Here is an 8,714-nt window from a genome sequence, read left to right on the forward strand (position 1 = left end):
TCGCCCCCCGCTGCCCGGCGCGCCTCCAGCGCGACCGGATACAGGCCGATGCGTTTCTGTTTTTTAGTCTTCCTTGTGCGCGAAGCGCAGTCTAGAAATGCTCTGTTGAAGTGCCGAAGGCGCTAGAAATAGAGGGAGGAATTAAAAATCGTTATTTTTCAACAACTTAGGAGGGGGGGTTACGACATCAGCTATGTCGTAACCCTACGACATTGTATGTCGTAGGTTGTGTCCGATAATTGGACTTGCCTGTCTCTTAAATGGAGTGTATTCTGTGTCCAATTATTGGACATTGTGGTCTACATTGTGTCACTAAATGTCCTACCCCTACGACAAATGGAGATATCTTTTGGTTAAGAAAATTGGCATGCCACTGGATGCGTCCCGCAGCACTTGGGTACAAACAGAACGTTCGGCACATGAGGCGTGGTCTAAGCTGACTAGGAATAATCCAATGGCCTCGGCCTTGATGCATAATTTAGTTGCAAGCATGGGGTCTCAGAATGCCGTGGTGGTCAGCCAGAAGACACTGGCAAAGATGTTGGAGTGCCACGTTAAAACCGTCCAACGAGCCCTTGAACATCTGGTCGCAGATCATTGGATTCAGGCTGTCAACGTAGGCGGTGCAGGTACGGTCAAAGCCTACGTTGTGAATGATCAAGTGGCTTGGGGAGAAAAACGAGGCAACATGCCTCGTACATCGACATTCAGCGCCCGAGTTATTGCTGACATTGACGATCAGAACAAAGAGACGCTGGTTATGAGCAATCTGCGGCGTATTCCCACTCTCTACCCAGGCGAATTGCAGTTGCCTAGTGGCCCTGGTGGCGATCCTCCAAGTCAATCAAGCATTCCTGGTATGGAGCCGGATTTGCCAGCGATTAGCCATACATCCGACGAATGATGGCGATCGAGCAAAAAGCACGATCACTGTACTGCGGTTTGCCCGCTGGCTTGCAGTTCCAGGAGGTGGACGGCATGACCGTGCTGCCGCTGTCCGCCGTGCCTTACGAGCTGGAACCCATCATCGAAAATTGGGTGCTGGCCCTGCCGGTCGAGCTGCGCGCCGATGCGCTGCACTGCGTGGATGGCGTGCCGGAGGCACTGACAATTTCAGGCTGGGGAGCATTCATCGCATGGATGCTGCAAAGCTTGAGGGCAGCACAACATACGGTCGCTGCACTGGATGACAACAGGGAGGTATGACGATGGACTATGTGAAGGTGACACTGGAAGATGATGAACTGGTGGCCGTGCTGCCTGACGGCAGCACGCTGGCCCACACTGACGCGGTGCGGCTGGCCGAGCTGCTGCAAATGGAGGGCGTGAGCGCCGATCAGGTGCTGATGCCCGATTGGCGCGAGGGCGACAGCGCCCCCATGAATGGCCAGAAAATAGCTTTGCTGGCCCGGATGCGGAGGGGCTACGCCTACTCGATCACGTCGCGGCCGGATGCTCTCGGCGGCGGCTGGCGGCTTCGACTGCTCGATGATGGGGAGGAAGTGGGCGGCGGCGTGTTCCCGCCAGTTGAAGGCATCGACGATGCGGAGGAAGCGCTACAGGCCGCACATGACGCCGCGATGGACAACGCCCTCGACTGGATGAACTCGCACGCTCCTGCGGGCTATACGGCGCACTGGCCGGGAAGCCAGCTATAACGGCAGATAGGTGCTTTGTCGGCACATTGCACCCACATTACATCACACACTATTTTTGCCCTGACTGGCTAAGGAAAGAAACATGAGCTATTTTGACCCTCATGCACAGGCCCAAGCCAATGGATACCAGCATGGCCGCATCGAGGGTGAGCGTGCGGGATTTCGCAACGGCCAAGAGCAAGGCTATCAGGCGGGCTATGAGGCTGGCCATGCCCTTGGCTACGACAAGGGTTGGAATGATTGCGTGCAAGTTGCAAATGGCGAAATGAGTAAGCAAATGCAGTTTACAAAACAGCACATTTCAGAGAAGAACTTGCTTCAAAAACAGCTAACAGACGCCCAGTGGGCCATTCGGTTATATGTAGATAAGGTCAATGAAGTAGCGCGAGAGAACGAAGAGCAAAAGGCATTAATTCAGAGTCTCCGCGAGACAATTCAAAGACTTGTTGCGGAAAGAAAATGATTCATCCCTCAAAATCCGGGCATATCAGGGCCACTATCGCGCTCCCGGCGTTCCTGTTCCTGCCTCTCTCTTTCCATACGCTCCCACAGCTCATCGGTGCGTGTGGAGTCCTGCTCCCGTAGCAACCGTCCACCGGCTGCCGCTTCCTCATTACGTTGACGCTCTTCAATCGTTTCCGGGAAATATCCCGGACCGCTTGGTGGTGGGTACACGGCTTTGTCTCCTTCTGGTTGTGTTGGTAACGGCTCGGCTTTAGCCCCGGCAAAGGAACGGAACTGTGACCAGTCATGCGCCGCTTTGGGCATTTCAGGCAACGGCTTATTAGCGACATTTATCTGGTCGTGTGGCGCCTCCATTTCCCTCTGCGGGGGTTTAGGTGTAGCCCACGCTCCATAGGACTTGATTGCCGCCTCGATGTCGCTATCGTGCTGCGCTGGCCGCTCGGTTGGGCGCATCTGTGTCTCCAGTCGTCCCCACAGGCCATCGGAACGGCTCCCAGGATTCGCGGCCCGCCTCTGGCGCTCTTGCTCGGACTTGGCCGCGCTAATGTCCGCCGACAGGTCGATGATCGAGCAGATCACGTCGGCGTGTTCACGCGCCAGCTGGCCCGCCTCCTTGGCACGGGTCAGACGCTCGGCCACCTCGGCCTCGAAGTCCAGCCGCTTGTTACTCGGCTCACGGGTTCGGCGTTCGTAGCCGATGGCCGCTGGGCCAAGGTGCCGGGTTGGCTCACGGTCGATTCCCTGCGCCTTCAATGTGCGGTGATCGACGCGGGCCTCTACGCCCGCGTCTCGCAATCGTTCGTTCTGCATTCCGGCGAAACGCTCACGCCAATGCTCTACTTGGCCGGTTTTTCGCTCATCCAGCTCACGGGTCTTTTCGCCGAAACCTTCGGACATGAGACGGCGCGTGCTGCACAGGATATGGGCATGGTGATTACGGTTGTCGCCCTCTTTTCCGGGCGCATGAATTGATACGTCAGCGGCGCAGCCGTGACGCTCCACAATCTCACGGGCAAAATCTATCGCCAAGCGCTTACGCTCATCAGGCGAAAGCTCGGACGGCAAAGCTATCTCAAACTCGCGTGCAACGGTCGAGTTTTTGCGTGTCTCTGCCTGCTCGGCGGCGTTCCAAAGTTCTGCCCGGTTAGATGCCCACTCTGGCGCGCCAACTGGTAAGACAAGATCGGCAGATTCCACACCTCCCTTTCGGGTGTAGTCGTGAACTTCACCAGTGCGCAAATCTGTAATCTCTACACCAGAACGATAAGCAGCAGCAGCCGTCGCAGAGCGACCGGCTGAACGGCTGATTGTCTTAACGGATAGATGATAGATCGCCACAGTGGTGTTGCCTTTGATTTTTTTAGCGTCGTAGACCGCACGCAAACGAAGTTTGCATAAGTGCGCCCTTGCTCTTCGCTTTCGCTCTTCGCTGGGCCTGTCCGCGCTGCCATTATAGCTGCTTTACGGCAACAGTTATCAAGGGTAAAATTGTTACTCATTACTAACATTTAGGGCAAAACATGGCAGCGTTAGACGAACGGATCAAGGCGCAGGAAGAAAAGCTAAAACAGCTCAAGGCGCTCAAGCAAAAACAAGAGGCCATGAAACGAGCCGCAGAGACGAAGAAGTCCCGCGCCGATGACACGCGCCGGAAAATTCTAATCGGGGCAATGCTGCTCGATCAGATGGAGAAAAACGAGGCCATGAAAAAGAACATCATGGGCCAGCTCGATACCTTCCTAACCCGCCCCGATGATCGTGCGCTGTTTGACATGGGCGCATCGGCCCCAGCCGCCCCCAAGCCGCACAACGGCACAGGTCAATAATTCATGGGAACCTATGACCGTAACAACAAGGCGCAGAGCGTCGAAGTGGGCCGCAGTATTACCCGCATGGTCGGGTTTACATGGGCGTGCTTTGCCTTCGGTACATGGCTTGCTGTTTGGCTGTGCTGGGACGTAAAGCCCGGCTCCACTGGCGTCAGCGACGGCAGCACGGCAAGCCGTGATTTGTATGCCTTCACTGCCGCGCTCTTTGGCATCATCCCGGCCTTCATCTTGACCGTGATACGCACCGGGCGCGATATGCACAAAGAAACCGAACAACTCCGCCAGCAAGGCACGCAGCGGCAAGCCGCCGCCGTGGTGGCGAAGACTGCCCACATGCAGCCAGTGCGCCGCGCCGGGTTCAACGGCTTGACGCTCGGCCTGTCCACCGGCTTTCTGGCCGGTCGCGGCCACTACAGCGGTATGCGCAACGGCACGCGCCTGCACCTCCCGCCAGCCGATGCATGCAAGAACATCGTCATCTTCGGCGGCATCGGCGGCGGCAAGACCACACGCGCCATCAATCCGCTTTTGCAGCAGGTGCTGGCACAGGACTGCTCGGCACTGGTGTTCGACATCAAGGGCGATTTCCGGCGCGAGGTCGATTACATCGCCGGCCAAGTGGGCCGCACCTATCAGGTCGTGGGCGATGGCGGTCTGACGTTGAACCTGTTCCGGGGCTGCACGCCGGAGGTGGCCGCGTCGTACCTGAAAAGCTGCTTCATCGCTGGCGGCTCGGCCAACGGCGACGGCTCGTTTTGGGCCGAAACGGCAACCAACTACTGCCGCAACCTGCTAACGCTGCTGCGGCTGGCCAAAGGCGATTACAGCATCGCCGGTCTGGCCGACTTGGTGTTTTCCGACGCCCGCCGCATGGATGCGCTCAAGGTCGTGCGCGAATACGAGCAAACGGGCCAGCTCGCCGCCCGCGATATTCGCGTGTGGAATGCGGTGCTGGGCTACATGGTGGACACCGTGAACAAGTGGGACGACAAATTCCGTGGCAACGTGCAGGGCACTTGCGAGGCGGTGTTAAATCCGTTCGTGTCGCCCGACTTGGTGGACGCCTTCTCCGTCGAGAGCGCGCACGGTGAAGCCGACCTTTACGACCTGCTCAACAGCCCGACCGTGTTTCTCGTCAACCTGCCGCGCCACAAGTTCGGCAATCAAGGGGCGCGCTTCGCGTACCTGCTCATCAAACTGCGCTTCTTCACGATGATGAGTGAACGCCGGTCGCGCCCGGACGTGAACCAAGAGCGTTATGTCGCGTTCCTCTGCGACGAATACCAGGGCATCGTGGACAGCGTGAGCGATACCGATTTCTGGGACAAGTCGCGCTCGTCAAAATGCTTCGGCATCCTCTCGATGCAAGGCTATAGCTCACTGGTCGAGGCCGTGGGCAGCAACAAGACCGCCGACGCGATCATGCAGAACTGGCGCCAGCGCGCCATTTTCCGAACGGAAGACGGCGCCACGCTGGAAATGGTTCAGCGCCTACTCGGCCAAGTGGACGTACACATCGAAAGCACCAGCTACGCCGAAAGCACCGGCACGAGCATGGGCGGCGGCCACCGGACAACCAGCTACGGCGAGAACACGGGCCAAAGCGTTGGCATCCAGCGGCAAGCCCTGTTCGATGCAAACGACTTCCGCAAGCTCGATGCGCAGTTCGCGCTGTTTGTCGGCAACGTGGGCGACAAAGCCGCCGACGATGTGATCGAGCTGCAACCACTATTCGTCCCTGAACACAACTGAAAGGCCCAACATGGCATGGTTTAAATCCGCAAGCACCTACGTCGCAGACTGGCGCGCTTTCTCCGTCAAGGGCAGCTCATTGCGTCAGCTCGCCACCTTAGCCATCGTGCTGGGCTTCCTGTGGGGCATAGCAGTAGTGTCAGTTTACGGCCTACCAGGTACTCACGCACGGGCAGAAATCGCCAAATGGCAAAAATGGATGAATTTCAAATAGCCGAGCAAGGGAGATTTACGATGCATCGGCAAGAGCTAATCCATGTCGTTCCAGTGCGCATGCATCGTGGCCGACAATATTTTATTCGGATATCAGATATTCCTGATCCCTGGCGCGGCCAATTTATCGAGGCGCTGCATGGCTCTGCGTGTCCAGTTCTCGACGGTGAAGATGCATTAGCCTTCGCTTGGGATTGGGAGACATGGGTAGACGGGCGCTGGGCTGGGGGGTACTAAGCGAACCCTACACAGAGGCCGGAAATGGCCCTGTGGGATTTTTACTATATTTCAGGAGCTGAGTCTTCAAAATTGGAAAATTGAAGAACATACTCTGCTAACGATTTACCACTGGATACAAAATTTTCTAAGTACGCTATACGCCCGTTCATGTCAGCAGCAATTTTTATTGGGCCAACTTTATTTTTAGATTCATTCGTCAAAACAACAGAAGAAAAAGAACGAACAGCAACGGCGGCATCGCCCTGATTTTTAGATAGACCTGTTGGGCGCGGCTCCTTACCCTCAATTTGATTTCGTATCTCTGGCCTATTATAAAAATCTCGATCCGCCTCAGATTGAAATGTTCCCTGGTCAAATCCCCCATAAACTTGAACCGGAGATAAGCTACCATCTGGCTCACATGTTGCAAAACCAAATACAGAACTTGTTACAATCTTGTTCGATGCAATACTACTAGCAATGTAAGCCTTGAGCGCTCGCTTATCCTCACCTACCACGCCATTCTTACCGGTCTTACCGATGTCTGGGATCGCTGAAATTTCAATTTCCAACTCTCTTGGCATCGTTAAGGTGAAGCTCTCCTTTGGTAGAGCCGTAGCCAAGTCAATGTTCTCTTTAAAAAGATAGTTCCATGCGCAGCTGTCAATAATTACGGAAGTTTTCATTTTCAACCCTTTAACTGAATGTGCGTAAAAATCGTTTTTTCAAAAAAGCGAGTAGAATATGAATTTCCCTCATAAACGAAATATACATCAAAGAAAGAAATAATATGACTTTTCAAAATGGCGATCTCGTAAAATTCCAGTTTGAAGGAAAAATTCTCGAAGGAAAATTAGTTGGAAAGAATAGTGAAGAATGGCTTGTACAATACACAGGCATTTTTCCAAAAGGTTTTCGCGATAGCAATTTCGTGAGCATCACTCAAAGCGATATGGCGTTGAAAGATGGCGATATTTTTGTAAATGATGGAGATATCGCAATGACTGGACAAGCGACAATTAGATGTAAGTTCGATGATATTCAAGCACAGAACGAGTGAAAATAAGCAGTTCAAACTGCTGGATCATCATCCTGATTTGCTCAACGAGGTTAGAACCGCCTGACCTCGCCTGAGCGAAGCCAAGCCACAGCAGATTTATCCCCCCAAACCGTCGATAGTGACGCCATGTTCGACCATGCGATAAACGGCCATATTGATGACGGCGGCGCGAGACTGGCCCAACTTGGCCGCCAGCTCATCCACCCGACCAAGCAGCTCGGGGGCGATAGTCAGAGTAACTTGCAGCTTCTTCCCTTTGCGCACGTACTTAGGCCCTGGCGGAGCAGCCACGACGGCATCTGGCGCACCAGCAATAAATTCATCAGCAGTAGCAATAGTAGCTTTACGACTTGGTTTTGTAATAGTCATTTCATCTTCTCCAACAATCAAAATACCACTATTTTAATATTAAAATAGTGCAGATAAAAGTGCATTCAGTTCTTCTGATGCCTTCCTGTCTTTGGGATTAAGTTCAAGAACCGACAGTCCCGCGCCAGCTGCATTAGCAAACGACTTACGTCGACGGATTGGCGTAGGCAGATACTCAAACTGGGGAACATCGGCCACAGCGGCGGCAGCATCTGCGTTATCGCTCGATGTCGCCCCAGGATCTGCACAGTTCAAAACCGCGTAGGCACGTAGCCCATCGCGCATACTGCGGACCTCGTCAACCAACGCCCCGATATCATTCAGCGCCCACACGTCGTAACTACGCGGTGCGAATGGCACTAGCAACACATCAGAAAGAACCAGCGCAGCGCGCAGCGCTGTCGAGTCGCGTCCACCGGCATCGATGATGATGTCGTCAAATTTTCCCGCCTGCTGCTGCACCTGTGACCTCAACAGAGGCCCATCCGCATACTGAGCACAAGCAATACCTGGCATTTGCCCGGCATCAGCCCGAATACCAATTGCCATCTGGGCAGTACCTTGCCTGTCTGCATCGATCAACCAGACATCGCGCCCGGCCAGCGCCCGCGCAATAGCAATATTCACAGCAAGCGTTGTTTTACCTACGCCTCCCTTGGTGTTGCCCACGGTAATAATCATTTATTCATCCGTTTTAATATTAAAGTAGCTTAATTGTACAGTCAAAACTATCTATATCAACGCATTTTCAACCTATGCATCACATATAATTTAAGCTAACTCAATGCCTTAGCGCGCGGGCGTCCCCGCTTGCTTGCACAACGACGATAAAGCCGTCGTCGCGCTCGGTTAACTTGAAACCCCATAAATCAAAAAGCTAAAAATCAAAGCCACAGCCCTCAAACATCTCCTTTCTGATGGCGGTTTTCATCTGCGTTAAAGAGTCAGGTCAAGGGGGGGCAATCGGCACGCCAAGGAGGCGCGGCTGCGCCGATTTGGCGGTATGGCCGACGATTTGGCCCGGAGGGCAAATCGCCCCCCGCTGCCCGGCGCGCCTCCAGCGCGACCGGATACAGGCCGATGCGTTTCTGTTTTTTAGTCTTCCTTGTGCGCGAAGCGCAGTCTAGAAATGCTCTGTTGAAGTGCCGA

Annotated in this window: 12 protein-coding genes; 8 read left to right on the forward strand and 4 right to left on the reverse strand. The window is 54.5% G+C overall.

Annotation, left to right across the window (positions count from 1 at the left end; genetic code table 11):
- Positions 1 to 316 precede the first annotated feature (316 nt).
- The 4 genes from ACQ4WQ_RS28275 (at position 317) to ACQ4WQ_RS28290 (ending at position 2,121) form a co-directional block, all read left to right on the forward strand.
- A complete protein-coding gene (locus ACQ4WQ_RS28275) occupies positions 317 to 904 on the forward strand; it encodes a helix-turn-helix domain-containing protein (RefSeq protein WP_205412522.1) in 588 nt (195 codons plus the stop codon).
- Positions 901 to 1,206 (forward strand): hypothetical protein, encoded by a 306-nt coding sequence (locus tag ACQ4WQ_RS28280; protein WP_436501609.1) that lies wholly within the window; start codon positions 901 to 903, stop codon positions 1,204 to 1,206. The genes ACQ4WQ_RS28275 and ACQ4WQ_RS28280 overlap by 4 nt, the downstream gene beginning before the upstream one ends.
- The gene (locus ACQ4WQ_RS28285; RefSeq protein WP_436501611.1) at positions 1,203 to 1,658 is read left to right on the forward strand and encodes a hypothetical protein; all 456 of its coding nucleotides are present in this window, start codon (positions 1,203 to 1,205) and stop codon (positions 1,656 to 1,658) included. Before ACQ4WQ_RS28280 ends, ACQ4WQ_RS28285 begins: the two co-directional genes overlap by 4 nt.
- 82 nt (positions 1,659 to 1,740) lie before the next feature.
- Complete coding sequence (locus tag ACQ4WQ_RS28290) at positions 1,741 to 2,121, forward strand: FliH/SctL family protein (protein ID WP_436501613.1); 381 nt, start codon at positions 1,741 to 1,743, stop codon at positions 2,119 to 2,121.
- 8 nt (positions 2,122 to 2,129) lie between these two features.
- On the opposite strand, the gene mobQ is transcribed toward ACQ4WQ_RS28290, so the two are convergent.
- On the reverse strand, positions 2,130 to 3,506 hold the full coding sequence (gene mobQ, locus ACQ4WQ_RS28295) for a MobQ family relaxase (RefSeq protein WP_436501615.1): 1,377 nt from the start codon (positions 3,504 to 3,506) through the stop codon (positions 2,130 to 2,132).
- A 137-nt stretch (positions 3,507 to 3,643) separates the two neighbouring features.
- Here mobQ and ACQ4WQ_RS28300 point away from each other — a divergent pair, with 137 nt between their 5' ends.
- Genes ACQ4WQ_RS28300 through ACQ4WQ_RS28310 form a run of 3 tightly spaced genes read left to right on the forward strand, consistent with a single transcriptional unit; the run spans position 3,644 to position 5,918 of the window.
- Entirely contained in the window at positions 3,644 to 3,949 is a 306-nt protein-coding gene (locus ACQ4WQ_RS28300) for a DUF8583 domain-containing protein (RefSeq protein ID WP_436501617.1), read from the forward strand.
- Positions 3,950 to 3,952: 3 nt separating this feature from the next.
- On the forward strand, positions 3,953 to 5,704 hold the full coding sequence (locus ACQ4WQ_RS28305; protein WP_436501619.1) for a type IV secretory system conjugative DNA transfer family protein: 1,752 nt from the start codon (positions 3,953 to 3,955) through the stop codon (positions 5,702 to 5,704).
- A gap of 10 nt (positions 5,705 to 5,714) precedes the next feature.
- Complete coding sequence (locus tag ACQ4WQ_RS28310; protein ID WP_436501621.1) at positions 5,715 to 5,918, forward strand: hypothetical protein; 204 nt, start codon at positions 5,715 to 5,717, stop codon at positions 5,916 to 5,918.
- 280 nt (positions 5,919 to 6,198) lie between these two features.
- Here the strand turns inward: ACQ4WQ_RS28310 and ACQ4WQ_RS28315 are convergent, their stop codons facing one another.
- The gene (locus ACQ4WQ_RS28315) at positions 6,199 to 6,822 is read right to left on the reverse strand and encodes a hypothetical protein (protein WP_436501623.1); all 624 of its coding nucleotides are present in this window, start codon (positions 6,820 to 6,822) and stop codon (positions 6,199 to 6,201) included.
- A 104-nt stretch (positions 6,823 to 6,926) separates the two neighbouring features.
- Here ACQ4WQ_RS28315 and ACQ4WQ_RS28320 point away from each other — a divergent pair, with 104 nt between their 5' ends.
- Positions 6,927 to 7,196, forward strand: a complete 270-nt coding sequence (locus ACQ4WQ_RS28320; protein WP_436501625.1) for a hypothetical protein — start codon at positions 6,927 to 6,929, stop codon at positions 7,194 to 7,196.
- A gap of 96 nt (positions 7,197 to 7,292) precedes the next feature.
- Here the strand turns inward: ACQ4WQ_RS28320 and ACQ4WQ_RS28325 are convergent, their stop codons facing one another.
- Entirely contained in the window at positions 7,293 to 7,565 is a 273-nt protein-coding gene (locus tag ACQ4WQ_RS28325; protein ID WP_034781043.1) for a ribbon-helix-helix domain-containing protein, read from the reverse strand.
- Positions 7,566 to 7,604: 39 nt separating this feature from the next.
- Positions 7,605 to 8,246: an AAA family ATPase gene (locus tag ACQ4WQ_RS28330; RefSeq protein WP_034781044.1), complete on the reverse strand. Its 642-nt coding sequence runs from the start codon at positions 8,244 to 8,246 to the stop codon at positions 7,605 to 7,607.
- Positions 8,247 to 8,714 lie beyond the last annotated feature (468 nt).

It is taken from the genome of Janthinobacterium goodfellowi (assembly GCF_051380695.1).
Classification (GTDB): domain Bacteria; phylum Pseudomonadota; class Gammaproteobacteria; order Burkholderiales; family Burkholderiaceae_D; genus Janthinobacterium.